We start from the raw sequence: 26,424 nt of genomic DNA on the forward strand, positions 1-26,424 counted from the left end.
AGCTTGCCCCAGCATTTTGGGCATCGAGTTGACTAGGGAAGTTGCTATTGCATGTGGCGTGAAACCAAAATTCTGCTGATTGATGACGATAGCGTCCGCCGCCGCGACCTGGCGGTGATTTTAAATTTTCTTGGCGAAGAAAATTTACCCTGCGGTAGCCATGACTGGCAGCAGGCTGTCGGCTCTTTGTCGTCAAGTCGTGAAGTGATCTGTGTCCTCATCGGGACGGTCAATGCTCCTGGTGCACTTCTGGGCTTGCTTAAGACACTGTCGACATGGGATGAGTTCCTTCCGGTTTTGTTAATGGGCGATAATTCTTCCATTGACCTGCCGGAAGACCAGCGTCGGCGGGTGCTTTCGACCCTTGAAATGCCGCCCAGCTACAGCAAGTTGCTCGATTCGCTGCACCGTGCCCAGGTCTATCGCGAGATGTACGACCAGGCCCGCGAGCGCGGTCGTCATCGCGAACCCAATCTTTTCCGCAGTCTTGTCGGCACCAGCCGGGCGATTCAACACGTGCGCCAGATGATGCAGCAAGTCGCCGACACCGATGCCAGCGTGCTGATCCTCGGTGAGTCCGGCACCGGCAAGGAAGTGGTTGCGCGCAACCTGCATTACCATTCCAAGCGCCGCGAAGCGCCGTTCGTACCGGTCAACTGCGGGGCGATCCCTGCCGAGTTGCTGGAAAGCGAATTGTTCGGCCACGAGAAGGGCGCCTTCACCGGGGCGATCACCAGCCGCGCCGGTCGATTCGAACTGGCCAACGGCGGCACCCTGTTCCTCGATGAAATCGGCGACATGCCGCTCCCGATGCAGGTCAAGTTGCTGCGCGTGTTGCAGGAGCGCACCTTCGAGCGCGTGGGCAGCAACAAGACCCAGAGCGTCGACGTGCGCATCATTGCCGCGACCCACAAGAATCTCGAAAGCATGATCGAGATCGGTACCTTCCGCGAAGACCTGTACTACCGCCTGAACGTGTTCCCGATCGAAATGGCGCCGCTGCGTGAGCGCGTCGAAGACATTCCGCTGCTGATGAATGAGCTGATTTCGCGCATGGAGCACGAGAAGCGCGGTTCGATCCGTTTCAACTCGGCGGCGATCATGTCGCTGTGCCGCCATGGCTGGCCGGGCAACGTCCGCGAACTGGCCAACCTGGTGGAGCGCATGGCGATCATGCATCCATACGGCGTGATCGGCGTAGTCGAGTTGCCGAAGAAATTCCGCTACGTCGACGATGAAGATGAGCAAATGGTCGACAGCCTGCGCAGCGATCTGGAGGAGCGCGTGGCCATCAACGGCCATACCCAGGACTTCACCGCCAATGCCATGCTGCCGCCGGAAGGCCTGGACCTGAAGGACTACCTCGGTGGCCTGGAGCAGGGGCTGATCCAGCAAGCGCTGGATGATGCCAACGGTATTGTGGCTCGCGCAGCCGAGCGCCTGCGCATTCGTCGTACCACGCTGGTGGAAAAGATGCGCAAGTACGGCATGAGCCGTCGTGATGGAGACGAGCAGGCGGATGATTGACGCCTGTTTTTCAACTCATTCATTTATAAGCAGTTTTTTTTAGGCACGGGTATTGCTACGTCCCTCGCAACGTTCCGTTTCACTGACGGTCAGCCAAGCGAGAGAGCACGATGCCCCAAGCCGCCCAGATGTCTCCTGTCCCTGATGCTTCGCGGCAACCGTCCTCCGCGGAGCAGGCGAGCCGGCTTGGCCTTGAGCAGGCATTCGCGCTGTTCAATCAGATGTCCAGTCAGTTGACCGATTCCTACAGCATGCTTGAAGCCCGGGTCACCGAGCTCAAGGGTGAATTGGCGGTGGTCAGCGCCCAGCGCATGCAGGAGCTCGCAGAAAAAGAACGCCTGGCCAACCGCCTGCAAAACCTCCTCGATCTGTTACCCGGCGGTGTCATCGTCATTGACGCCCAGGGCATCGTGCGCGAAGCCAATCCGGCGGCGTGCGAGTTGCTGGGGCTGCCGCTGGAGGGTGAATTGTGGCGCCACGTCATTGCCCGCTGTTTTGCGCCGCGCGAAGACGATGGTCATGAAGTCTCCCTCAAGGATGGTCGGCGCCTGTCGATCGCCACGCGCTCGCTGGACGCCGAGCCTGGCCAGTTGGTGTTGCTCAACGACCTGACCGAAACCCGCCATCTGCAGGATCAACTGGCCCGTCATGAGCGGCTGTCGTCGCTGGGGCGCATGGTCGCTTCGTTGGCTCATCAGATACGCACGCCGTTGTCCGCCGCGTTGCTGTATGCCAGTCACTTGACCGAGCAGGAGCTACCGGTCGCTACCCAGCAACGCTTTGCCGGGCGTCTCAAGGAGCGCCTGCACGAACTGGAGCACCAGGTGCGCGACATGCTGGTCTTCGCCCGGGGCGAGTTGCCGCTGACCGACCGGGTGACGCCGGGCCAATTGATGCAATCGTTGCAAGCGGCGGCGTTGACCCACGTACAGGATCTGCCGATCCGCTGGCAGTGCGACAGTCATTCGGGGGAGTTGCTGTGCAATCGCGATACCCTGGTCGGCGCGATCCTCAATCTGATCGAGAACGCCATTCAGGCCAGTGCCGGTCAATTGCGCCTCAAGATTCACCTCTACACCCGCGGCAACAACCTGCGTCTGTGCGTCAGTGACAGTGGCTCCGGTATCGATGCCGCGGTTCTGGCGCGATTGGGCGAGCCCTTTTTTACCACCAAGGCCACCGGCACGGGTCTTGGCCTGACCGTGGTCAAGGCAGTGGCGCGTGCTCATCAGGGACAATTGCAGTTGCGCTCGCGGCTCGGTCGCGGCACCTGCGCGCAGGTGATCCTGCCGTTGTTCAGCAGCGCTCAAGGAGCGGAGTGACACAGATGGGTATCAAGGTTCTGTTGGTCGAAGATGATCGCGCATTGCGCGAGGCGCTGGCCGATACGCTGTTGCTCGCGGGCCACGATTACAAGGCGGTGGGCTCGGCAGAGGAGGCGTTGCTTGCCGTCGGTGGCGAAGCCTTCAGCCTGGTGATCAGCGACGTCAACATGCCGGGCATGGACGGCCACCAGTTGCTGGGCCTGCTGCGAGCGCGGCAGCCGCAGTTGCCGGTGTTGCTGATGACGGCTCACGGTGCGGTCGAGCGTGCGGTCGACGCGATGCGCCAAGGGGCGGCGGACTATCTGGTCAAGCCATTCGAGCCCAAGGCGTTGCTCGATCTGGTGGGGCGTCATGCCCTGGGCAGTCTCGGCCTGGTCGAGGGTGAAGGGCCGATAGCATTCGAGCCGGCGAGCGCTCAGTTGCTCGAATTGGCAGCGCGGGTCGCACGCAGCGATTCCACGGTGTTGATCTCGGGTGAGTCGGGCACGGGCAAGGAAGTGCTGGCGCGCTACATCCATCAGCATTCTCATCGCGCCCGTCAGCCGTTCATTGCGATCAACTGCGCAGCGATCCCGGACAGCATGCTCGAAGCGACCTTGTTCGGGCACGAGAAGGGTTCCTTCACCGGCGCCATTACCGCGCAAGCCGGCAAGTTCGAGCAGGCCGACGGCGGCACCATTCTGCTCGACGAAATTTCCGAAATGCCCCTGGGGCTCCAGGCCAAGCTGCTGCGCGTGCTGCAAGAGCGCGAGGTCGAAAGGGTGGGGGCGCGCAAGCCGATCACCCTGGACATTCGTGTGGTCGCCACCACCAATCGCGACCTGGCGGGTGAAGTGGCAGCAGGGCGTTTTCGCGAAGATCTTTACTATCGCCTGTCGGTGTTTCCCCTGGCCTGGCGCCCATTGCGCGAGCGCACCGCCGACATCCTGCCGCTGGCCGAGCGTCTGCTGGCCCGGCACATCAATAAAATGAAGCATTCGGCTGCCAGGTTGTCCCCCGAAGCCCAGGCGTGCCTGATCGGTTATCCGTGGCCGGGTAACGTGCGTGAGCTGGACAACGCGATTCAGCGTGCGCTGATCTTGCAGCAGGGCGGCTTGATCCAGCCGCTGGATTTCTGCCTGGCCGGGCCGGTGGCTTGTGCGCCACTGCCTGCGTTGGCGCAGGCGCCGGTGTGTTCTGTGGAAGTCGGATCAGAGTCGGCCGGTGCGCTGGGCGATGACCTGCGTCGCCGTGAATTCCAGATGATCATCGATACCCTGCGCGCCGAGCGCGGTCGTCGCAAAGAGGCGGCCGAGCGCCTGGGTATCAGCCCGCGAACCCTGCGCTACAAGCTGGCGCAGATGCGCGATGCCGGCATGGATGTGGAAGCCTTTTTGTACGCGACCTGAATGTGGGTTTGGTAGTCAGGAGGGCTTTTGTTCAGAGTGGCCATGGAGCTGGCACCCTTGTTGCTAACACCTCACTACCCGCCGAGTGAGTGTCAAAAAATTGCGGGTCGTCAAAGAGAGAAACCATGAGCCAAGGTATTGAATTCAATCGGTTGATGCTGGATATGCGCGCCATGCAAATGGATGCCATGTCTGCGCCGAAATCGACTGCCGTCCCTGAAATGACGGGCAGCAGCTTTTCCGACATGTTCGGTCAGGCTATCAATAAAGTGAACGACACCCAGCAGGCTTCCACGCAGTTGGCCAGTGCGTTCGAAATCGGCAAAAGCGGCGTCGATCTCACGGACGTAATGATTTCCTCGCAGAAGGCCAGTGTGTCGTTCCAGGCGTTGACCCAGGTGCGCAACAAAGTGGTCCAGGCCTACCAAGACATCATGCAGATGCCGGTTTAAAGGACGAGATTGAGTCATGGCAGAAGCAGTCGCCGATAACGTTCCGGCCAAGGCCGCTCCAATAGACGGCAAACCGCCGCTGTTCGGGTTGTCCTTCCTGGAAAACCTCTCCGAGATGACCATGTTGCGTCAGGTGGGCCTGTTGGTCGGCCTGGCGGCAAGCGTGGCGATTGGTTTTGCCGTGGTGTTGTGGTCCCAGCAACCGGACTATCGGCCTCTGTACGGCAGCCTTGCCGGCATGGATGCCAAGCAGGTCATGGATACCCTGGCCTCCGCCGATATCCCGTACACCGTCGAACCCAATTCCGGAGCCTTGCTGGTCAAGGCCGATGACCTGTCCCGTGCGCGGCTCAAGCTCGCGGCCGCTGGTGTCACTCCCAGCGATGGCAACATCGGTTTTGAAATCCTCGACAAGGAACAGGGACTGGGCACCAGCCAGTTCATGGAAGCGACCCGCTACCGTCGCGGCCTCGAAGGCGAACTGGCCCGCACCATCTCCAGCCTGAACAACGTCAAGGGTGCCCGCGTGCACCTGGCGATCCCGAAAAGTTCGGTGTTCGTGCGCGACGAGCGCAAGCCGAGCGCATCGGTTCTGGTTGAACTCTATTCCGGTCGCTCCCTGGAACCCGGCCAGGTCGTAGCCATCATCAACCTGGTGGCAACCAGTGTTCCCGAACTCGGCAAGTCGCAGATCACCGTGGTCGACCAGAAGGGCAACCTGCTTTCCGATCAGGCGGAAAACTCCGAGCTGACCATGGCCGGCAAGCAGTTCGACTACAGCCGTCGCATGGAAAGCATGCTCACCCAGCGCGTGCACAACATCCTGCAGCCGGTGCTGGGCAACGACCGTTACAAGGCCGAAGTCTCGGCTGACGTGGATTTCAGTGCGGTCGAATCGACTTCCGAGCAATTCAACCCGGATCAACCGGCATTGCGCAGCGAACAGTCGGTCAACGAACAGCGTACCGCCAGCAATGGCCCGCAAGGCGTGCCGGGTGCCCTGAGTAACCAGCCGCCAGCGCCGGCCTCCGCGCCGCAGACCACCGGCGGCACTCCGGGGGCAGCAGGCATGGTGCAACCGGGCCAGCCACTGGTTGATGCCAACGGCCAGCAAATCATGGACCCGGCCACCGGTCAGCCGATGCTCGCGCCGTACCCGGCGGACAAGCGTCAACAATCGACCAGGAACTTCGAACTCGATCGCTCCATCAGCCACACCAAGCAGCAGCAGGGCCGGTTGAATCGCCTGTCGGTGTCGGTAGTCGTTGATGATCAGGTCAAGATCAACCCGGCCAACGGCGAAACCACCCGTGCGCCGTGGACCGCCGATGAATTGGCGCGCTTCACTCGCCTGGTGCAGGACGCGGTCGGCTTCGATGCCAGCCGTGGCGACAGTGTCAGCGTGATCAACATGCCGTTCTCCGCCGAGCGCGGTGAGGTGATTGCCGAAATTCCGTTCTACTCCCAGCCGTGGTTCTGGGACATCGTCAAGCAAGTGCTGGGCGTGCTGTTCATTCTGGTGCTGGTGTTCGGTGTGCTGCGTCCGGTGCTCAACAACATCACCGGTGGCGGCAAGGGCAAGCAGCTTGTTGGTTTGGGTAGCGACGTCGAGTTGGGCGGCATGGGCGGCCTGGACGGCGAACTGGCCAACGACCGTGTCAGCCTCGGTGGCCCGACCAGCATCCTGCTGCCGAGTCCGAGCGAAGGCTATGACGCTCAGTTGAACGCAATCAAGAGTCTGGTGGCAGAAGATCCGGGTCGTGTGGCCCAGGTCGTGAAAGAGTGGATTAACGCAGATGAGTGATAACCGAGCCGTTGCCGCCAAACTGTCCAAGGTCGACAAAGCCGCAATCCTGTTGCTGTCCCTGGGCTCCACCGACGCCGCCCAGGTGCTGCGTCACATGGGCCCCAAAGAAGTCCAGCGCGTGGGCGTGGCGATGGCCCAGATGGGGAATGTGCACCGCGAGCAGGTCGAACAGGTGATGAGCGAGTTCGTCGATATCGTCGGCGACCAGACCAGCCTGGGCGTCGGCTCCGACGACTATGTGCGCAAGATGCTCACCCAGGCCCTGGGCGAAGACAAGGCCAACGGCCTGATCGACCGCATCCTGCTCGGTGGCAACACCAGCGGCCTCGACAGCCTGAAATGGATGGAGCCGCGCGCCGTCGCCGACGTGATCCGTTATGAGCACCCGCAGATTCAGGCGATCGTGGTGGCGTATCTCGATCCGGACCAGGCCGGTGAAGTGCTGGGCAACTTCGACCACAAGGTGCGGCTGGACATCATTTTGCGGGTGTCCTCGCTGAACACCGTACAGCCAGCGGCCCTGAAAGAGCTCAACCAGATTCTCGAGAAGCAGTTCTCCGGCAACTCGAATGCCTCGCGCACCACCCTGGGTGGCATCAAGCGCGCGGCGGACATCATGAACTTCCTCGACAGCTCGATCGAAGGCCAGCTCATGGACTCGATCCGCGAAGTCGACGAAGACCTGTCCGGCCAGATCGAAGACCTCATGTTCGTATTCAACAACCTGGCCGACGTCGACGACCGAGGTATCCAGGCACTGTTGCGCGAAGTGTCCTCCGACGTGCTGGTACTGGCCCTCAAAGGGTCGGACGAAGGCGTCAAGGAAAAGATCTTCAAGAACATGTCCAAGCGTGCGGCCGAACTGTTGCGCGACGACCTGGAAGCCAAGGGCCCGGTGCGCGTCAGCGACGTGGAAACCGCGCAGAAGGAAATCCTCACCATTGCCCGCCGTATGGCCGAAGCCGGGGAAATCGTTCTCGGCGGCAAAGGCGGCGAGGAAATGATCTAACACCATGGTCAAGAATGATGATGCACCCACTGACCTGATCCGGGCCAGGGATGTCAGTGGCTTCGAGTCCTGGGCGCTGCCCAGTTTCGACCCGCCGGAACCCGAGCCAGAACCTGCGCCTGAACCCGAACCGCCGGAAATGGAAGAGGTGCCGCTGGAGGAGGTCCAGCCACTGACCCTGGAAGAACTCGAAAGCATTCGCCAGGAGGCCTACAACGAAGGCTTCGCGGTGGGTGAGAAGGAGGGCTTCCACAGCACCACGCTCAAGGTTCGCCAGGAAGCCGAACAGGCGCTGGCACCGAAGCTTGCCGGGCTGGAACAGTTGATGGCGCACTTGTTCGAGCCCATCGCCGGGCAGGACACCCAGATTGAAAAGTCCCTGGTCGAGCTCGTGCAGCACATCACCAGGCAAGTGATCCAGCGCGAACTGGCCATCGACTCGACGCAGATCGAACACGTCATGCGCGAAGCACTCAAGCTCTTGCCGTTGGGCGTGGGCAATGTGCGGCTGTACATCAATCCCCAGGACTTCGCACAGGTCAAAGCCCTGCGCGAGCGTCATGAGGAAACCTGGCGCATCGTCGAGGACGAATCGCTGTTGCCCGGCGGTTGCCGGGTCGAGACCGAACACAGCCGCATCGACGCCACGGTCGAAACCCGTGTCGTGCAGGTGATGGACAAACTGTTCGATCAATTGCACGAGCAGGCCTTGCACCCGGCCGCGCCGGACCTGAGCCTGGAACTGCCGATCGACAGCAAGCCTGCGGCCGCGCCAGAAGCGGATGCACCTGATGCGCCTTGAACGCACCAGCTTCGCCAAGCGCCTGGGCAGTTACGCCGAGGCGACTGAATTGGCCGGCGCGCCGATCCTTGAGGGCCGCTTGTTGCGCATGGTCGGCCTGACCCTCGAAGCCGAAGGTCTGCGCGCCGCCATGGGTAGCCGCTGCATGGTGATCAACGACGACAGCTATCACCCGGTGCAGGTCGAAGCCGAAGTCATGGGCTTCTCCGGCAGCAAAATCTTTCTGATGCCGGTCGGCAGCGTTGCCGGTATTGCACCCGGCGCCCGCGTAGTTCCCCTGTCCGATACCGGTCGCCTGCCCATGGGCATGAGCATGCTCGGGCGGGTGCTCGATGGCGCCGGTCGGGCGCTGGACGGCAAGGGCGGGATGAAGGCCGAGGACTGGGTGCCGATGGATGGCCCGACCATCAATCCGCTCAAGCGCGAACCGATCAGCGAGCCGCTGGACGTGGGCATCCGATGCATCAACGGCATGTTGACGGTGGGGCGCGGCCAGCGTCTCGGGCTGTTCGCCGGTACCGGTGTCGGTAAATCCGTGCTGTTGGGCATGATGACCCGCTTCACCGAGGCCGACATCATCGTCGTCGGGCTGATCGGTGAGCGGGGGCGTGAAGTTAAAGAGTTCATCGAGCACATCCTCGGTGAAGAAGGGCTCAAGCGTTCAGTGGTGGTAGCGTCTCCGGCGGACGATGCGCCGCTGATGCGTCTGCGCGCGGCCATGTACTGCACGCGCATCGCCGAATATTTCCGCGACAAGGGCAAGAACGTCCTGTTGCTCATGGATTCGCTGACCCGTTTCGCCCAGGCCCAGCGGGAAATCGCCCTGGCCATCGGTGAGCCGCCAGCGACCAAGGGCTATCCGCCGTCGGTATTCGCCAAGCTGCCGAAACTGGTGGAACGGGCCGGCAACGCGGAGAAAGGTGGTGGTTCGATCACTGCGTTCTACACCGTGCTGTCCGAAGGCGATGACCAGCAGGACCCGATTGCCGACTCAGCGCGGGGCGTGCTCGACGGGCACATCGTGCTGTCGCGGCGCCTGGCCGAGGAAGGGCATTACCCGGCCATCGATATCGAGGCCTCCATCAGCCGGGTCATGCCGGCGGTGGTGTCGCCGGAGCACATGATGCGCGCGCAGTACTTCAAGCAATTGTGGTCGCGCTATCAGCAGAGTCGCGACCTGATCAGCGTTGGCGCCTACGTCGCCGGTGGTGATCGCGAGACCGACCTGGCGATTTCCCTGCAACCGCAACTGGTCAAATACCTGCGTCAGGGCCTCAACGACAGCATCAGCCTGGGCGAAAGCGAAGCGTATCTGGCCTCGATCTTCGCGCCCGCGGCAGGCGGTTAAGCGGTCATGGCCCTGAGTCGGGCGGGACGGCTGGCGCCGGTGGTGGAAATGGCCGAAAAGACCGAGAAAACCGCGGTCCAGCGCCTGGGGCACTTTCAAGGGCAGGTTCGCCTGGCACAAAGCAAGCTCGCCGACCTCGAAGCCTTCCGTCTCGACTATCAGGAACAATGGATCGTGCGCGGCAGCGGCGGCGTCTCGGGCCAATGGTTACTGGGTTATCAGGGCTTTCTCGCGCAACTGGGCACGGCCATCGACCAGCAGCGGCAAAGCCTGGCCTGGCATCAGAACAACCTGAACAAGGCGCGGGAGACCTGGCAGCAGGCGTTTGCCCGGGTCGAAGGCTTGCGCAAGCTGGTTCAGCGCTATGCCGACGAGGCGCGGGCGCTTGAAGACCGGCGCGAACAGAAACTGCTGGATGAATTGTCCCAGCGCCTGCCGCGTGATAACCCCTATTGAACGTGCTTTCAAAAAACAGGCTGGCTTGCCCCCATCCTCTTCAGATGCTAAACCTTCTAAACGTTTGCCAATGACAAGGAAGCCATTAAATGTCGGTGATTACAGAAGTGTCCGAGGATGGACAAAGGCTGACGATCTCGATCAGGGGACGATTCGATTTCGCCAAGCATCAGGAATTTCGTCAGTCCTACGAAGATAAACAGCTATCGGCGGTCGTGGTCGACCTGAAGGATGCCACCTACCTCGACAGCTCGGCCCTGGGCATGCTGCTTTTGCTGCGCGATCACGCCGGTGGCGACGACTCCGATGTGCGCGTCGTCAACAGCAGTACCGACGTGCGCAAAATCCTCGCCATCTCCAACTTCGACAAACTGTTCGACATCAGTTGATTGCCATGCAGCCACTGGAACCGCTGACAATCCTGATTGCCGAGGACAGCGCCGCCGATCGCCTGCTGCTGTCGAGCATCCTGCGCCGCCAGGGGCACGACGTGCTGACGGCGGCCAACGGCGCCGAAGCGGTCGAGGTGTTTGGCCAACAACAACCGCACATGGTGTTGATGGATGCAATGATGCCGGTCCTGGACGGCTTCGAGGCGGCCCGGCAGATCAAGGCCCTGGCCGGGGAAACCCTGGTGCCGATCATCTTCCTCACGTCGTTGTCCGAAAGCGAAGCCCTGGCCCGTTGCCTGGAAGTCGGCGGTGACGACTTTCTGGCCAAGCCCTACAACCAGGTGATTCTCGCTGCCAAGATCAAGGCGATGGATCGCTTGCGGCGCTTGCAGGACACCGTGCTGCAACAGCGTGACCAGATCGCCCGGCACCACGACTACCTGCTCAACGAACAGCGCGTGGCCAAGGCCGTTTTCGACAAGGTGGCGCACTCCGGCTGCCTGAATGCAGCGCCGAATATCCGTTATCTGCAATCGCCCTATGCGCTGTTCAACGGCGACCTGTTGCTGGCCGCGTTCACCCCGGCCGGAGACATGCACGTGCTGCTGGGCGACTTCACCGGCCACGGTCTGCCGGCGGCGGTGGGCGCCATGCCCCTGGCCGAAGTTTTCTACGGGATGACCGCCAAGGGCTACGGCCTGGCGGAAACCCTGCGCGAGATGAATGCCAAGCTCAAGCGCATCCTGCCGGTGGACATGTTCTGCTGTGCCACCTTGCTGTGCCTGAGTTTTCAGCGCCGTTCGGTGGAAGTCTGGAACGGCGGCATGCCCGACGGTTACCTGCATCGCGTTGCCAGTGGCGAGCGAACGCCTCTGCCGGCGCGGCACCTGCCTTTGGGGGTGCTGAGCCCGGACTCCTTCGACGAGCGAACCGACGTGTATCCCATGGCCATCGGGGACCGGGTATTTCTCCTGTCCGATGGCGTGATTGATACCTGCGACGCCAATGATCAGTTGTTTGGCGTGCAGCGATTGCAGTGGGTGTTTGCCGCCAATCGCCAGCCGGATGCACTGTTCGAAGAGATCGAGCAGGCGCTGCGTCATTTCGGCGGAGAAGCACGCGATGATGTCAGCATGGTAGAAATCAGCCTGCTGGAGAAGGCGCAGATCACGCCGCCGGCGTTGGTCTACTCCGACAGCGGCCAGTCCTGCCCGCTGGACTGGTCGGTGAGTTTCGAGTTTCGCGCCGCCACGCTCAAGCGTTTCAATCCGTTGCCCTATCTGTTGCAACTGTTGCTTGAGGTGCATGGTCTTCGGGCTCAGAGCGGTGCGCTCTACAGTGTGCTGGCGGAGCTCTATTCCAATGCGCTGGAGCATGGCGTGCTGGGGCTGGATTCGAGCCTCAAGCGCGATGCCTCGGGATTTGCGCGGTATTATCAAGAGCGTAATACCCGGCTGGACGAACTGCAGGATGGCTATGTACGGTTACATTTGCAGGTGACGCCAACGGACGACGGCGGTTGCCTGGCCATTCACATCGAAGACAGCGGCAAGGGTTTCGATGTCGAGCGGGTGATGGCAAGACCTTTGGAAGACGTCCGCCTGTCGGGGCGAGGGGTCAGTCTGATCCGCCAGTTGGGGCGTAATGCCCGCTGGAGCGACAATGGTCGAAGTGCACGCGTGGAGTTTATCTGGGAGGCTCTGGCATAATCCGCGCATTCTTGATCAAGGAGTGAGCAAGTGGACGACACACATGTGGATCGCGACGTGCTGAGTGCATTGCAGGAAGTGATGGAAGGGGGCTATCCGGATCTGCTGGATATCTTTCTTGCGGACTCCGAAGAGCGCCTGAAAGTCTTGAGAACAGCTGACAGTGCCGCACGGCTCGTAGAAACCGCCCATAGCTTCAAGGGCAGCAGCAGCAATATGGGCGCCTTCCGGCTGACAGAGCTCTGCCATCAACTTGAACAGCGGGCTAAAGATTTGCCATGGGCCGCCGTTCAGGAGCTGGTCGGCGAAATCGATCGCGAGTTCGCCGGTATCCGACCTCTGTACGAAGCTGAACGACAGCGTTGCCCGGCGAAAATCTGAGCATCCGCTGCATTGGGTCTTCTTCAAGTGAAACTGGCTCGACCTTTGCAGTCAACTCATCCAACTGTACTTACGAGCCCCGTGCAGCGGAGACCGTTTCATGCCCGTTACCCCCGATATTCTGCTTCCGGCCTCCAGGCAAGCCAAGACTCAGGCTGGCTCCGCCAATCCTGCGGCGCTGACCGCTGAGCCCGGGGGCAAGGCCGCAAGCTTCGCTCATGTCTATGCCAGCCAGGCCCAGGGCAAGCCCAATGCATTGGCGGATGCTCCGGTCAAGCCGGGTCGCGACACAACCTGCGATGTTGCCGGAAAAAAAGACGCCAATGACGACAAGTCTGCCGTCGAGGAACCGGTGGTTGCCGGTGGCGGCAAATCCTTGCCTGCCGACCATTCGGCGCAGACTGACGACAAGACCGCCGGCGATGATGCGTCAGATGCCGCCCCGGCTCCTGTCGTCGATGCCGCACCGCTCGATCCGGCGCTTGATCCTTCATTGCAATCCGTCGTACAGGCACCGGTGGCCTTCGCCGTGGTCGACGCTGTGCAACCTGTCGTTGACGCGCCGGTAGCCGCCACTGCTACGGCTACGGCGGCTCCAGTGCTGGCCACTGCCGACGGTGATTTCGATCCCTCGACCGATCCCCTAGACGCCTTGCCGGCGGTGCGCCTGGCGATGGAGCAGGGTGGTCACGTATCGGCCTCCAGCCAGGCGCAGCCCAAGGCTGCACCGACACAGGCGCAAGCCCAGGCTGACGTTGAGCAGACGTCGGCGCAAAACTTTGCCGCCGGCATGGCGACCATGCTGGATGTTCAGGGCGACAAGAGCAGCACCGGCCAGGGTGACGACAAGGCTTTCAGCGGCTTGATCGACGACGGCCTGAAGGACCTCAAGTCCGCCAGCAGCGACACCCGTGTCGATGATTTCGCCAACCGTCTGGCAGCGCTGACCCAGGCCGCCACACCGAAGACTGCCAATGCCTTGCCGGTGAACCAGCCGATTGCCATGCACCAGAGCGGCTGGACCGAAGAGGTGGTGAATCGGGTCATGTACCTGTCCAGCGCCAATCTCAAAGCGGCGGACATCCAGTTGCAGCCCGCTGAACTCGGACGCCTGGACATTCGGGTGAGCATGGTTCCCGATCAACAGACCCAGGTCACCTTCATGAGTGCGCATCCGGGAGTGCGTGAGGCGCTGGATGGCCAGGTCCATCGCTTGCGCGACATGTTCGCGCAGCAGGGAATGGGCCAGGTCGATGTCAACGTTTCGGACCAGTCCCGTGGTTCGCAGCAAGGGCAGGAACAGGCCGGGCAAAGCCAGAGCGGACGAACCAGTGCCAGCGGCGGTCGCCTCGACTCGATGGATGACGACATCACCCCGAGCGTCGCTGAAGTAGCGGCCAATACCAGCAGCGTGATCGGCTCCAGCGCGGTCGATTACTACGCCTGATCAGGCCATACACCAAACCCTGTGGGAGCGGGCTTGCTCGCGAATGCGGTCAGTCATTCAAAATCTCTGTCGACTGACACTGCCCCTTCGCGAGCAAGCCCGCTCCCACAGTGGTTTTGCGCCGTCTTCAAATTGTGCCAAGCCCACCCATCCCCGCTCCCAGCCGTTCTGGCATAACACTTGCTCCTGCCTTGCCGTGCGACTGTGAAAACCCGAATAGTGACGGATTATTGGCATGGCGAAGAGCGACGCAGCAGTAGTAAAAGACCCCGCAACCAAAGGCAAACTCAAGCTGATCATCGTGATCGTGGCGGCCCTGCTGCTGGCGATCGGTTTGTCCGTGGGGGCGACCTGGTACTTCATGCACGGCGCCCAGAGCAAGCCTGCCGCCGCAGTGGAGCAGGCTCCCGCCGGCAAGCAGCCAGCGATTTTCGAATCGATGGCGCCGGCTTTCGTGGCCAACTTCAACCAGAACGGTCGCCAGCGCTACATGCAAGTGAGCATCACCATGCTCGGTCGTAACCAGGCGGATCTGGATGCGCTCAAGGTCCACATGCCGGTGATCCGCAATAACCTGGTGATGCTGTTCTCCGGGCAGGACTTCGCGACCCTCGCCTCGCCGGTCGGCCAGGAAATGCTGCGACAGAAAGCCACCGCCAGTGTCCAGGAAGTGGCGCAGAAAGAGCTCGGCAAAGTGGTGATCGAACAGTTGCTTTTCACTAATTTCGTACTGCAGTAGGAACACGACATGGCCGTGCAGGACCTGCTGTCCCAGGATGAGATCGACGCGCTGTTGCATGGCGTCGACGATGGTCTGGTACAGACCGAAAACGCTGCCGAACCCGGCGCCGTCAAAAGCTATGACCTGACCAGCCAGGATCGCATCGTCCGTGGACGCATGCCGACCCTGGAAATGATCAACGAGCGTTTCGCCCGCTATACCCGCATCAGCATGTTCAATATGCTGCGGCGCTCGGCGGACGTGGCGGTCGGCGGCGTGCAGGTGATGAAGTTCGGCGAATACGTGCACTCGCTGTACGTGCCGACCAGTCTCAACCTGGTCAAGATCAAACCCCTGCGCGGCACTGCGTTGTTCATCCTCGACGCCAAACTGGTGTTCAAGCTGGTGGACAACTTCTTCGGTGGCGACGGCCGGCACGCCAAGATCGAAGGGCGTGAGTTCACGCCGACCGAACTGCGCGTGGTACGCATGGTGCTGGAACAGGCGTTCGTCGACTTGAAGGAAGCCTGGCAGGCGATCATGGAAGTCAACTTCGAGTACATCAACTCGGAAGTGAACCCGGCCATGGCCAACATCGTCGGCCCGAGCGAAGCCATTGTGGTGTCGACCTTCCATATCGAACTCGATGGCGGTGGCGGCGACCTGCACGTGACCATGCCGTACTCGATGATCGAGCCGGTGCGCGAAATGCTCGATGCCGGCTTCCAGTCGGACCTCGACGACCAGGACGAGCGCTGGGTCAACGCCCTGCGCCAGGACGTGCTGGACGTCGACGTGCCGATCGGTGCGACGGTGGCTCGTCGTCAGTTGCGCCTGCGCGACATCCTGCACATGCAGCCGGGGGATGTGATCCCGGTCGACATGCCGGAAGAAATGATCATGCGCGCCAACGGCGTGCCGGCCTTCAAGGTCAAGATGGGCTCGCACAAGGGCAACCTGGCGTTGCAAGTGATCGAGCCGATCGAGCGCCGTTGACCGGCGCTTGTACCCGTTTGCGACTAACCGAATTCTGATTTTTTGCTCGCCGAGGACACAGACAAATGAACACGCAAGACGACCAGGCCCTGGCCGATGAGTGGGCAGCAGCCCTGGAAGAAACCGGTGATGCCGGGCAGGCCGATATCGACGCCCTGCTGGCCGCCGACTCCGGCAATTCCGCATCCGGCCGCCTGCCAATGGAAGAGTTCGGCAGCGTGCCGAAAAACAACGAGCCGGTCACTCTCGACGGCCCGAACCTGGATGTGATCCTCGATATCCCGGTGTCGATTTCCATGGAAGTGGGCAGCACCGACATCAACATCCGTAACCTGCTTCAACTGAACCAGGGGTCGGTGATCGAGCTTGATCGCCTGGCCGGCGAGCCGCTGGACGTGCTGGTCAATGGCACGCTCATCGCCCACGGCGAAGTGGTGGTGGTCAACGAGAAGTTCGGCATCCGCCTGACGGACGTGATCAGCCCAAGCGAACGCATCAAGAAGCTGCGCTGAGTGAAAAAGGTTCTCGGGTTTGTATTGGCGATGCCGTTCAGCGTGCTGGCGGCCGAACCTGTCGCAACGGCGACTGCGCCGGCGGTGAGCAGCGGTGTGGCCGGCCAGTTGACGCAGTTGGTGTTCGGCTTGCTGCTGGTGCTGGGGTTGATCTTCTTCCTTGCCTGGTTGCTGCGTCGGGTCCAGCAGGCCGGCCCGGCCGGCAAGGGGCAGGTCATCGAGATTGTCGGCTCCCGCGCGCTGGGGCCTCGCGATCGCCTGATGCTGGTGCAGGTCGGCAACGAGCAGATCCTGTTGGGCCTGAGCCCCGGCAACATCACTGCGCTGCACGTCCTCAAGGAGCCGGTGCAAGTGCCGAGCACCGAGAAGCCGACGCCGGAATTTGCCCAGCGCCTGTTGGAAATGCTGGGTAAAGATCACAAGGATAAGAAGTAATGGGTGCGCTGCGCATCGTCTTGACGCTGACCCTGATGCTGGCCGCGCCGCTGGCATTCGCCGCCGATCCGCTGTCGATCCCGGCAATCACCCTGGGCACCAATGCGCAGGGTGCGCAGGAATACTCGGTCAGCCTGCAAATCCTGCTGATCATGACCGCGCTGAGTTTTATCCCGGCGTTTGTCATGCTGATGACCAGTTTCACCCGGATCATCATTGTCTTCTCGATCCTGCGCCAGGCCCTGGGCCTGCAGCAGACACCGTCGAACCAGATCCTCACCGGCATGGCGCTGTTCCTGACCCTGTTCATCATGGCGCCGGTGTTCGACCGGGTGAATCAGGATGCCCTGCAGCCGTACCTGGCGGAAAAGCTGACGGCCCAGGATGCGGTCGCCAAGGCGCAGGTGCCGATCAAGAACTTCATGCTCGCCCAGACTCGCACCAGCGATCTGGAGCTGTTCATGCGCCTGTCCAAGCGCACTGACATCGCGACGCCGGATCAGGCGCCGTTGACCATCCTGGTGCCCGCTTTCGTGACCTCCGAGCTGAAAACGGCATTCCAGATCGGCTTCATGATCTTCATCCCGTTCCTGATCATCGACCTGGTCGTGGCCAGTGTGTTGATGGCCATGGGGATGATGATGCTGTCGCCGCTGATCATTTCCCTGCCGTTCAAGATCATGTTGTTCGTGCTGGTCGATGGCTGGGCGTTGATCATCGGCACGCTGGCCAGCAGCTTCGGTGGTGTCTCGCCATGACCCCGGAAGTAGCGGTCGATATCTTCCGGGAAGCGCTGTGGCTGACCACCATGATGGTGGCGGTGCTGGTGATTCCGAGTCTGCTGATCGGCCTGCTGGTGGCGATGTTCCAGGCCGCCACCCAGATCAACGAACAGACCCTGAGCTTCCTGCCGCGCCTGCTGGTGATGCTGGTGACGCTGATCGTGGCTGGCCCGTGGCTGGTGCAGACTTTCATGGATTACATCCTGCAGCTGTACGGCAGTATTCCTCAGGTCATCGGCTAAACCATGTCACTGCTAGCGCTGACCGATACCCAGATCAGCACCTGGGTGGCGACATTCATGTTGCCGCTGTTTCGCGTCGGCTCCTTGCTGATGGTCATGCCGGTGTTCGGCACAACCCTGCTGCCTCGGCGCATCCGTCTGTATTTCGCGCTGGCCATTACCGTGGTCATCGTGCCGGGCCTGCCGCCGATGCCGCCGGTCAACCCTCTGGATTTAAGCGGGCTGTTGCTGATTGCCGAGCAGATTCTCATCGGTGCCGTGATGGGGTTTTCCTTGCAGCTGTTCTTCCAGGCATTTGTGGTTGCCGGGCAAATCGTCGCCATCCAGATGGGCATGGGCTTCGCCTCCATGATCGACCCGGCCAACGGCGTATCGACGGCGGTGATCGGGCAGTTTTTCACGATGCTGGTGACGCTGCTGTTCCTGTCCATGAACGGTCATCTGGTGGTGTTCGAGATCCTCACCGAGAGTTTCACCACGTTGCCGGTGGGAGGTGGCCTGATGGTCAATCACTACTGGGAGCTGGCCGGCAAGCTCGGCTGGGTGCTCGGTGCGGCGTTATTGCTGGTGCTGCCGGCGATCACCGCGTTGCTGGTGGTCAACATCGCGTTTGGCGTCATGACCCGGGCGGCGCCGCAACTCAATATTTTCTCTGTCGGCTTCCCGCTGATCCTGGTACTTGGGCTGTTCATTGTCTGGGTCGGTCTGGCGGACATTCTCAACCAGTATCAACCGCTGGCCACCGAGGCCTTGCAGTTGTTACGTGAAATGGCGCGGGCGAGCTGAGCCATGGCCGAGAGCGAAAGCGGTCAGGACAAAACAGAAGACCCCACGGAGAAGCGCAAACAGGACTCCCGTGAAAAGGGTGAGATAGCGCGGTCCAAGGAACTCAACACCCTGGCGATCATGCTGGTCGGTGCCTCGGCGCTGCTGATTTTTGGCGGCGCCATGGCGCAGGACATGATGGAGCTGATGCGCATCAACTTCTCGCTGCCGCGGGAAGTAATCCTGGATCAGCGCTCCATGGCCACCTACCTGATGCGCTCGGGGCAAATTGCCCTGTGGTCGATCCAGCCGGTGATGATCACCTTGGTACTGGCCGCCATCATCGGTCCGATTTCCCTGGGGGGCTGGCTGTTCGCGGCGAGTTCCATGGCGCCCAAGTTCAGCCGCTTGAACCCCGGCCCCGGCCTCAAACGCATGTTCTCCACCAAGTCGCTGGTCGAACTGCTCAAGGCCCTGGCCAAGTTCATCATTATCCTGTTCGTGGCGCTGGCGGTACTGTCATCGGACATCGACGACCTGCTGCGCATCGCCCATGAGCCCCTGGACATGGCGATCATTCACAGCCTGCAAGTCGTGGGCTGGAGCACCCTGTGGATGGCGTGCGGGCTGATCCTGATCGCGGTGGTGGACGTGCCGGTGCAGCTCTGGGAGAGCCACAAGAAACTGCTGATGACCAAGCAGGAAGTGCGTGACGAGCACAAGGACCAGGAGGGGCGGCCGGAGGTCAAGCAGCGGATTCGACAGCTGCAACGCGAGATGTCCCAGCGACGGATGATGGCCGCCATTCCCGAGGCCGACGTGGTCATCACCAACCCGACCCACTACGCGGTGGCCCTCAAATACGACCCGGAAAAGGGTAATGCGCCGGTACTGCTGGCCAAGGGTAGCGACTTCCTGGCCCTGAAGATCCGCGAGATCGCGGCGGCCAACGAGATTTTGCTGCTGGAATCGCCGGCGCTGGCGCGGTCGATTTACTACTCCACCGAGCTTGAGCAGGAAATTCCTGGCGGGCTCTACCTGGCGGTTGCACAGGTGCTGGCTTACGTTTATCAGATTCGACAGTACCGGGCGGGCAAGGGCAAGAGACCTGATCCGCTTAAGGATGACCTGCCGATTCCACCGGATCTGCGCCGCGATTCCTGAGTTTCGCGCTGCTGCTGATGGCCCCTTCGCGGGCAAGCCCGCTCCCACAGGTTCGGCGATAACTTGTGGGAGCGTGGCTTGCCCGCGAAGGCGTCAGTCCAGGCGATGCATATCCCCCTGAAAAAACACTCTATTTCTCCTGCCGCAAAAGTTGGAAAGCTTCTTGCAGTAGCCGCCCTGCGCCTGCTTCAGGCGTCAAAAGTTTGCTTTAAAGGAACGGGGAAAACCGGTGGATCGCTCTCAGTTAATCAACAGTGCCCGCACAAACGTTGCCGACCTCAGTCGGGGCAATCTGGGCGTGCCGCTGTTGCTGCTGGTCATGCTGGCGATGATGATGTTGCCGGTGCCGCCGTTCCTGCTGGACGTGTTCTTCACCTTCAACATAGCCCTGTCCATCGTCGTGCTGCTGGTGTGCGTCTACGCCTTGCGGCCGCTGGATTTCGCGGTGTTTCCGACCATTCTGTTGGTGGCGACACTGTTGCGCCTGGCGTTGAACGTGGCCTCCACGCGGGTGGTGATGCTCCACGGTCAGGACGGCCATGCCGCCGCCGGTAAGGTGATCCAGGCCTTCGGCGAGGTGGTGATCGGCGGTAACTACGTGGTGGGTATCGTGGTCTTCGCGATCTTGATGATCATCAACTTCGTCGTGGTGACCAAGGGCGCGGGGCGGATTTCCGAGGTGAGCGCGCGTTTCACTCTCGATGCGATGCCCGGCAAGCAAATGGCGATCGACGCCGACCTCAACGCCGGCCTGATCGATCAGGCCCAGGCCAAGGCCCGTCGTTCGGAAGTGGCCCAGGAAGCCGAGTTCTACGGATCCATGGACGGTGCCAGCAAATTTGTCCGTGGTGACGCCATCGCCGGCCTGTTGATCCTGTTCATCAACCTGATCGGCGGCATGGCGGTCGGTATCTTCCAGCACGGCATGACCTTCGGCGACGCCGGCAAGGTGTATGCGCTGCTGACCATCGGTGACGGTTTGGTGGCGCAATTGCCATCACTGTTGTTATCGACAGCAGCGGCGATCATGGTGACCCGTGCTTCCGGTTCGGAAGACATGGGCAAGCAAATCAATCGCCAGATGTTCGCCTCGCCCAAGGCGCTGGCGGTGGCAGCGGGCTTGATGGCGGTCATGGGCCTGGTGCCCGGCATGCCGCATTTCTCGTTCCTGAGCATGGCGGCGCTGGCGGCCGGTGGCGCTTACCTGTTCTGGAAAAAGCAGAACGTCGCCAAGGTGCAGGTCCTGCAAGAGGTCAAGCGCCAGCAGGAGTTGCTGCCGTCGCCGGCCCGCGCCCAGGAAACCAAGGAGCTTGGCTGGGATGACGTGACGCCGATCGATATGATCGGCCTGGAGGTGGGTTATCGCCTGATTCCGTTGGTGGACCGCAACCAGGGCGGCCAGTTGCTGGCGCGAATCAAGGGCGTACGCAAGAAACTGTCCCAGGACCTGGGCTTCCTGATGCCCACGGTGCATATCCGCGACAACCTCGACCTGGCCCCAAGTGCCTATCGCCTGACCCTCATGGGGGTGATCCTGGCCGAAGCGGAGATTTACCCGGATCGCGAACTGGCGATCAACCCGGGGCAGGTCTACGGCACGCTCAACGGCATTACCGCCAAAGATCCGGCTTTCGGCCTGGAGGCGGTCTGGATCGAAATCAGCCAGCGCGCCCAGGCGCAATCCCTCGGTTATACGGTGGTCGATGCCAGTACAGTAGTGGCTACCCACTTGAACCAGATACTCTACAAGCATTCCAGTGAACTGATCGGTCACGAAGAAGTGCAGCAACTCATGCAATTGCTGGCCAAAAGCTCGCCGAAGCTGGCCGAGGAGCTGGTGCCGGGCGTGGTTTCGCTGTCGCAGCTGCTCAAGGTGCTGCAAGCGCTGCTGGCCGAACAAGTGCCGGTGCGCGACATCCGCAGCATTGCCGAGGCGATCGCCAACAATGCCGCCAAGAGTCAAGATACCGCCGCGCTGGTGGCTGCCGTGCGGGTTGGCGTATCCCGCGCAATCGTCCAAAGCATTGTAGGCACTGAGTCGGAGCTGCCAGTCATCACGCTGGAGCCCAGGTTGGAACAAATATTGCTCAATAGTCTGCAGAAGGCAGGACAAGGCTCGGAAGAGGGCGTTCTGCTGGAGCCAAGCATGGCTGAGAAGCTGCAACGTTCGTTGATTGACGCGGCGCAGCGTCAGGAGATGCAAGGTCAGCCGGTGATTCTGCTGGTGGCCGGTCCGGTTCGCGCGATGCTCTCGCGATTTGGCCGGCTCGCAGTCCCGGGTTTGCATGTGTTGGCTTACCAGGAAATCCCTGACAACAAGCAAGTGACCATCGTTGCGACAGTAGGGCCCAACGGCTGAGGTAGTGGTTTATGCAAGTTAAGCGTTTTTTCGCCGCCGATATGCGTCAGGCCATGAAGCTGGTTCGCGATGAGCTGGGCGCTGATGCGGCCATTATTGGCAACCGCCGGATCGCCGGGGGTGTCGAGCTGACGGCTGCGCTGGATTACAAGCTGTCGGCGCTGGCGCCGCGGGTTCCGAACATGGAACTCGAAGACGAGCTGCGCAAGACTCAGTCGCGGATCGTCACCGCCCAGGCCGAATTGAGTCTGCGTGGCGATGGCGAGAGCGACAATGCAACCAATCGCCAGTTGTTCGCCGGCTTGCCGTTGACCGCCGCCGAGCCGCTGATCGAACCGACCTACGCCGAACCCCGTCGTCCTGTACCGGCCGTTGCGCCAGCGTCCGCTGGCGTGGACCCGCGGGCGTTCGACTCGATGCGTTTCGAGCTCAACAGCCTGCGCGAACTCATGGAAGTGCAACTCGGCTCCCTGGCCTGGAATCAGCTGCAAGGCAGCCGTCCGGACCAGGCCAACCTCTGGCGTCGCCTGCAACGCATCGGCCTGTCCGGCCCGCTGTCGCGTGACCTTTTGGCGATGATCACCGAAATCGAAGAACCCCGTCAGGCCTGGCGCATGTTGCTCGCGCACCTGGCGCGCATGATCGTTACCCCGGAAGTCGAGCCGCTGGAAGAGGGCGGTGTGATTGCCATGGTCGGCCCTGCCGGCATGGGCAAGACCACCACCCTGGCCAAGCTGGCTGCCCGCTACGTGCTCAAGTACGGCGCGCAGAACATTGCGCTGGTGAGCATGGACAGCTTCCGCATCGGTGCCCAGGAGCAGCTCAAGACCCTGGGGCGCATTCTCAATGTGTCGGTGACCCACGTCGATCCGGGCCAGTCCCTGGTGCAGGCGCTGGAGCCATTGCTGCGCAAGCGCGTGGTGCTGATCGATACCGCGGGCCTTCAGGCCAGCGATCCGGCCCTGCGCATGCAGCTCGAAAGCCTGGCCGGTCGCGGCATCCGCTCGAAAAATTATCTGGTCCTGGCAACCACCAGCCAGAAACAGGTTCTAACGGCCGCTTATCACAGTTACAAGCGTTGTGGGCTCGCAGGCTGCATCCTGACTAAACTGGATGAAACGGCAAGTCTGGGCGAGGTGTTGAGCCTTGCCATCAGTCATGAACTGCCGGTGGCTTACCTGACCGATGGCCCGCGGATCCCGGATGATTTGCATCTGCCGCGTCGTCACCAGTTGGTCAGCCGCGCCGTGAGCGTACAAATGCAGGAAGAACCCAGCGAAGAAGCCATGGCTGACATGTTCGCTGACATCTACCACAGTCCGACCAAGCAGGTTGGCTGAGGTAAAAATGAACAGTTTTTGTACCTACATCGATGGTCTGCCATGCATTGTTCCGTTTGTGAACGCGCAGCCAGTAATGTGGCCTCCGTCTATGCAAGACAAGGTAAAGAAATAACATGGGCAGCATGCATCCCGTACAGGTGATCGCGGTGACCGGCGGCAAAGGTGGCGTCGGGAAAACTAATGTGTCAGTGAACTTGTCCCTGGCTTTGGCCGAGCTTGGCCGGCGCGTCATGCTGTTGGACGCCGACCTTGGACTGGCGAACGTCGACGTTCTGCTGGGCCTGACACCCAAACGTACCCTGGCCGACGTGATCGAAGGCCGCTGCGAACTGCGCGATGTACTGCTGCAGGGACCCGGCGGCATCCGTATCGTTCCGGCCGCATCCGGCACTCAGAGCATGGTGCATCTGAGCCCCGCGCAACACGCCGGCCTGATCCAGGCCTTCAGTGATATTGGCGACAACCTCGACGTACTGGTGATCGACACCGCTGCGGGCATTGGTGACTCGGTAGTCAGTTTCGTCCGCGCAGCCCAGGAAGTGCTGCTGGTGGTGTGCGACGAGCCGACCTCGATCACCGATGCCTACGCCTTGATCAAGTTGCTGAACCGCGACTACGGCATGAACCGCTTCCGCGTCCTGGCCAACATGGCCCAGAGCCCGCAGGAAGGACGCAACCTGTTCGCCAAGTTGACCAAGGTCACGGATCGCTTCCTCGACGTCGCCCTACAATACGTTGGTGCGGTGCCTTACGACGAAAGCGTGCGCAAGGCCGTGCAGAAGCAGCGCGCCGTCTACGAGGCCTTCCCGCGTTCCAAGTGCTCGCTGGCGTTCAAGGCCATCGCGCAGAAGGTCGATACCTGGCCGCTGCCGGCCAACCCGCGCGGACACTTGGAGTTTTTCGTCGAGCGGCTCGTGCAGCAGACAGCAGGACCTGTTCTATGACAGCCAGCGGCTACAACCTCTACAAGAAGTCGGCACGCGATGCGCAGTACGAGCTGATCGAGCGTTACGCGCCGCTGGTTAAACGCATTGCCTACCACTTGCTGGCGCGTTTGCCGGCCAGTGTCCAGGTCGAAGACCTGATCCAGGCCGGGATGATCGGCCTGCTTGAAGTGTCGACCAAATATGACGCCAGCAAAGGCGCCAGTTTCGAGACGTACGCGGGCATTCGAATCCGCGGCGCCATGCTCGATGAAGTGCGCAAGGGGGACTGGGCGCCACGTTCGGTTCACCGCAATACGCGCATGGTCAGCGATGCCATTCGCTCGATTGAAGCGAAAACCGGCCGTGACGCTAAAGATCACGAAGTTGCGGCCGAACTCCAATTGAGTCTCGACGATTACTACGGGATTTTGAACGACACCCTGGGCAGCCGGCTGTTCAGTTTCGACGATCTGTTGCAGGACGGCGAACACGAAGGGCTGCACGAGGATGGCGCGAGTGCTCATCTCGAGCCGTCACGCGACTTGGAGGATGAACGCTTCCAGGCGGCGCTGGCGGATGCGATTGCCAATTTGCCGGAGCGTGAGCGACTGGTGTTGGCGCTGTACTACGACGAAGAGTTGAACCTCAAGGAAATCGGTGAGGTCCTGGGGGTCAGCGAATCGCGGGTCAGCCAGTTACACAGCCAGTGCGCGGCCCGTTTGCGGGGGCGTTTGGGGGAGTGGCGAGCGCGCTGAAGGCAGTGTGGGGACACTGCGAACGAGGCTGGTGTGGTGTTGAACTGCGCCGGTCGCGATCTGTTGTGCTCCAGACAGTCATTGAGTGCTTTGCCGGATTGATTGAAATGGCGCGTCCAGGTGCTGGGCGCGTTTAAGACTGCTTGGAGGTCGAATTGGACAAGAACATGAAAATCCTCATCGTTGATGACTTCTCAACGATGCGGCGGATCATCAAGAACCTGCTGCGTGACCTTGGGTTCACCAACACCGTCGAGGCCGACGATGGCACTACCGCCATTCCGGTGCTCAACAGCGGAAGCATCGACTTTCTGGTAACGGACTGGAACATGCCTGGCATGACCGGTATCGATCTGCTGCGCCACGTGCGTGCCGATGAAAAGCTCAAGCACCTGCCGGTGCTGATGGTGACCGCTGAAGCCAAGCGCGAGCAGATCATCGAAGCGGCCCAGGCCGGCGTTAACGGCTATGTGGTCAAGCCCTTCACGGCCCAGGCGTTGAAAGAAAAAATCGAGAAGATTTTCGAACGCATCGGTTGATGAGTGCGCCACGGGGGAGCTATGGGCAATAACGAAACTTCATTGGGCGATTTTGAATCGACCCTGAAAAAACACGCCGTCGAATTGGTCGAGAGCCTTGAGAAAGGCAAGTTCGGCGACGCGGTGCAATTGATCCATGAGCTCAACCAGACCCGTGACCGCGGCCTGTATCAGGAAGTGGGCAAGCTCACTCGCGAGCTGCATAGCGCGATCGTCAATTTCCAGATTGACCCGCACATGCCGCAAGCCGAAGAAGTGTCGCAGATCACCGACGCCACCGAGCGCCTGGGGTATGTGGTCAAGCTGACCGAGGCGGCGGCCAACCGCACCATGGATCTGGTGGAAAATGCCACGCCGCTGGTCAATGGCCTGGCCGATGAAGCCAAGGTGTTGAGCGCGGACTGGGGGCGCTTCATGCGTCGCGAAGTCGGCGCCGAAGAGTTTCGTGAACTGGCCCGGCGGGTCGACGGCTTCCTGACGCGCAGCGGCACGGACAATCGCGCGGTGTCGGGCAACCTCAACGACATCCTGCTCGCCCAGGATTACCAGGACCTCACAGGCCAGGTGATCAAGCGTGTGACCCAGTTGGTCACCGAAGTCGAAAGCAACCTGCTCAAGCTCGTGCTGATGGCCAGCCAGGTGGACCGCTTTGCGGGCATCGAACATGACCGTGAAGCGATGCTTGCTGAAAAAGATCCACAAAAACATCTCTCTCAGGGTGAAGGTCCGCAGATTCATGCCGATAAAAGAGAAGACGTTGTGTCCGGTCAGGACGATGTGGACGATTTGTTATCCAGCCTGGGATTTTAGAGTTTTAGAATTTTAGGTTTTTTGGGTTTTTA

27 protein-coding genes are annotated in these 26,424 nt (G+C 61.2%); all 27 read left to right on the plus strand.

The features are described 5' to 3' along the window. Positions 1 to 51: 51 nt before the first annotated feature. Positions 52 to 1,527, plus strand: a complete 1,476-nt coding sequence (locus AB4O40_RS25300; RefSeq protein ID WP_046037712.1) for a sigma-54 dependent transcriptional regulator — start codon at positions 52 to 54, stop codon at positions 1,525 to 1,527. A gap of 110 nt (positions 1,528 to 1,637) precedes the next feature. After that, positions 1,638 to 2,849, plus strand: coding sequence for a sensor histidine kinase (locus AB4O40_RS25305; RefSeq protein ID WP_056721567.1), 1,212 nt, complete (start codon positions 1,638 to 1,640; stop codon positions 2,847 to 2,849). A gap of 5 nt (positions 2,850 to 2,854) precedes the next feature. Further along, positions 2,855 to 4,240 (plus strand): sigma-54-dependent transcriptional regulator, encoded by a 1,386-nt coding sequence (locus AB4O40_RS25310; RefSeq protein ID WP_056721569.1) that lies wholly within the window; start codon positions 2,855 to 2,857, stop codon positions 4,238 to 4,240. Between the two features lie 125 nt (positions 4,241 to 4,365). Continuing rightward, positions 4,366 to 4,692, plus strand: a complete 327-nt coding sequence (fliE, locus tag AB4O40_RS25315) for a flagellar hook-basal body complex protein FliE (RefSeq protein ID WP_008052868.1) — start codon at positions 4,366 to 4,368, stop codon at positions 4,690 to 4,692. 16 nt (positions 4,693 to 4,708) lie between these two features. Further along, complete coding sequence (fliF, locus tag AB4O40_RS25320) at positions 4,709 to 6,496, plus strand: flagellar basal-body MS-ring/collar protein FliF (RefSeq protein WP_056721571.1); 1,788 nt, start codon at positions 4,709 to 4,711, stop codon at positions 6,494 to 6,496. Then, the gene (gene fliG / locus AB4O40_RS25325; protein WP_007983391.1) at positions 6,489 to 7,508 is read left to right on the plus strand and encodes a flagellar motor switch protein FliG; all 1,020 of its coding nucleotides are present in this window, start codon (positions 6,489 to 6,491) and stop codon (positions 7,506 to 7,508) included. Before fliF ends, fliG begins: the two co-directional genes overlap by 8 nt. A gap of 4 nt (positions 7,509 to 7,512) precedes the next feature. Next, positions 7,513 to 8,310 carry a flagellar assembly protein FliH gene (fliH, locus tag AB4O40_RS25330; protein WP_056721572.1) on the plus strand — a complete coding sequence of 266 codons (798 nt, stop codon included), beginning with the start codon at positions 7,513 to 7,515 and terminating at the stop codon, positions 8,308 to 8,310. Beyond that, a complete protein-coding gene (gene fliI / locus AB4O40_RS25335) occupies positions 8,300 to 9,658 on the plus strand; it encodes a flagellar protein export ATPase FliI (protein ID WP_056721574.1) in 1,359 nt (452 codons plus the stop codon). The genes fliH and fliI overlap by 11 nt, the downstream gene beginning before the upstream one ends. Before the next feature lie 6 nt (positions 9,659 to 9,664). Continuing rightward, positions 9,665 to 10,114 (plus strand): flagellar export protein FliJ, encoded by a 450-nt coding sequence (fliJ, locus tag AB4O40_RS25340; protein WP_056721577.1) that lies wholly within the window; start codon positions 9,665 to 9,667, stop codon positions 10,112 to 10,114. A gap of 89 nt (positions 10,115 to 10,203) precedes the next feature. Continuing rightward, positions 10,204 to 10,503 (plus strand): STAS domain-containing protein, encoded by a 300-nt coding sequence (locus AB4O40_RS25345; protein WP_056721579.1) that lies wholly within the window; start codon positions 10,204 to 10,206, stop codon positions 10,501 to 10,503. 5 nt (positions 10,504 to 10,508) lie between these two features. Then, positions 10,509 to 12,215, plus strand: a complete 1,707-nt coding sequence (locus tag AB4O40_RS25350) for an ATP-binding SpoIIE family protein phosphatase (RefSeq protein WP_056721581.1) — start codon at positions 10,509 to 10,511, stop codon at positions 12,213 to 12,215. Positions 12,216 to 12,245: 30 nt separating this feature from the next. Next, the gene (locus AB4O40_RS25355; protein WP_056721582.1) at positions 12,246 to 12,596 is read left to right on the plus strand and encodes an Hpt domain-containing protein; all 351 of its coding nucleotides are present in this window, start codon (positions 12,246 to 12,248) and stop codon (positions 12,594 to 12,596) included. 100 nt (positions 12,597 to 12,696) lie between these two features. Further along, positions 12,697 to 14,043: a flagellar hook-length control protein FliK gene (locus AB4O40_RS25360; protein ID WP_460057480.1), complete on the plus strand. Its 1,347-nt coding sequence runs from the start codon at positions 12,697 to 12,699 to the stop codon at positions 14,041 to 14,043. 235 nt (positions 14,044 to 14,278) lie between these two features. After that, the gene (gene fliL / locus AB4O40_RS25365; protein WP_056721587.1) at positions 14,279 to 14,782 is read left to right on the plus strand and encodes a flagellar basal body-associated protein FliL; all 504 of its coding nucleotides are present in this window, start codon (positions 14,279 to 14,281) and stop codon (positions 14,780 to 14,782) included. A 9-nt stretch (positions 14,783 to 14,791) separates the two neighbouring features. Next, positions 14,792 to 15,760, plus strand: coding sequence for a flagellar motor switch protein FliM (fliM, locus tag AB4O40_RS25370; RefSeq protein ID WP_008052878.1), 969 nt, complete (start codon positions 14,792 to 14,794; stop codon positions 15,758 to 15,760). 65 nt (positions 15,761 to 15,825) lie between these two features. Beyond that, positions 15,826 to 16,272 (plus strand): flagellar motor switch protein FliN, encoded by a 447-nt coding sequence (gene fliN / locus AB4O40_RS25375; protein WP_056721589.1) that lies wholly within the window; start codon positions 15,826 to 15,828, stop codon positions 16,270 to 16,272. Next, entirely contained in the window at positions 16,273 to 16,707 is a 435-nt protein-coding gene (gene fliO, locus AB4O40_RS25380; protein ID WP_223541110.1) for a flagellar biosynthetic protein FliO, read from the plus strand. It begins immediately after the preceding gene. Continuing rightward, positions 16,707 to 17,465 (plus strand): flagellar type III secretion system pore protein FliP, encoded by a 759-nt coding sequence (gene fliP, locus AB4O40_RS25385; RefSeq protein ID WP_008052881.1) that lies wholly within the window; start codon positions 16,707 to 16,709, stop codon positions 17,463 to 17,465. Before fliO ends, fliP begins: the two co-directional genes overlap by 1 nt. After that, entirely contained in the window at positions 17,462 to 17,731 is a 270-nt protein-coding gene (gene fliQ / locus AB4O40_RS25390) for a flagellar biosynthesis protein FliQ (RefSeq protein WP_056721593.1), read from the plus strand. Before fliP ends, fliQ begins: the two co-directional genes overlap by 4 nt. A gap of 3 nt (positions 17,732 to 17,734) precedes the next feature. Further along, positions 17,735 to 18,517 carry a flagellar biosynthetic protein FliR gene (fliR, locus tag AB4O40_RS25395; protein ID WP_056721595.1) on the plus strand — a complete coding sequence of 261 codons (783 nt, stop codon included), beginning with the start codon at positions 17,735 to 17,737 and terminating at the stop codon, positions 18,515 to 18,517. A 3-nt stretch (positions 18,518 to 18,520) separates the two neighbouring features. Continuing rightward, positions 18,521 to 19,660 carry a flagellar biosynthesis protein FlhB gene (gene flhB / locus AB4O40_RS25400; RefSeq protein WP_056721597.1) on the plus strand — a complete coding sequence of 380 codons (1,140 nt, stop codon included), beginning with the start codon at positions 18,521 to 18,523 and terminating at the stop codon, positions 19,658 to 19,660. 229 nt (positions 19,661 to 19,889) lie between these two features. Further along, the gene (gene flhA / locus AB4O40_RS25405; protein ID WP_056721599.1) at positions 19,890 to 22,019 is read left to right on the plus strand and encodes a flagellar biosynthesis protein FlhA; all 2,130 of its coding nucleotides are present in this window, start codon (positions 19,890 to 19,892) and stop codon (positions 22,017 to 22,019) included. 11 nt (positions 22,020 to 22,030) lie between these two features. Further along, positions 22,031 to 23,359: a flagellar biosynthesis protein FlhF gene (flhF, locus tag AB4O40_RS25410; protein WP_056721601.1), complete on the plus strand. Its 1,329-nt coding sequence runs from the start codon at positions 22,031 to 22,033 to the stop codon at positions 23,357 to 23,359. A 116-nt stretch (positions 23,360 to 23,475) separates the two neighbouring features. Then, positions 23,476 to 24,306: a flagellar synthesis regulator FleN gene (fleN, locus tag AB4O40_RS25415; RefSeq protein WP_008001746.1), complete on the plus strand. Its 831-nt coding sequence runs from the start codon at positions 23,476 to 23,478 to the stop codon at positions 24,304 to 24,306. After that, positions 24,303 to 25,043 carry an RNA polymerase sigma factor FliA gene (gene fliA, locus AB4O40_RS25420; RefSeq protein WP_007894214.1) on the plus strand — a complete coding sequence of 247 codons (741 nt, stop codon included), beginning with the start codon at positions 24,303 to 24,305 and terminating at the stop codon, positions 25,041 to 25,043. Before fleN ends, fliA begins: the two co-directional genes overlap by 4 nt. Before the next feature lie 167 nt (positions 25,044 to 25,210). Beyond that, positions 25,211 to 25,582, plus strand: coding sequence for a chemotaxis response regulator CheY (locus tag AB4O40_RS25425; RefSeq protein WP_003183998.1), 372 nt, complete (start codon positions 25,211 to 25,213; stop codon positions 25,580 to 25,582). 21 nt (positions 25,583 to 25,603) lie between these two features. Beyond that, on the plus strand, positions 25,604 to 26,392 hold the full coding sequence (locus AB4O40_RS25430; RefSeq protein ID WP_056721603.1) for a protein phosphatase CheZ: 789 nt from the start codon (positions 25,604 to 25,606) through the stop codon (positions 26,390 to 26,392). Positions 26,393 to 26,424 lie beyond the last annotated feature (32 nt).

Source organism: Pseudomonas sp. S2_F07 (genome assembly GCF_054668325.1).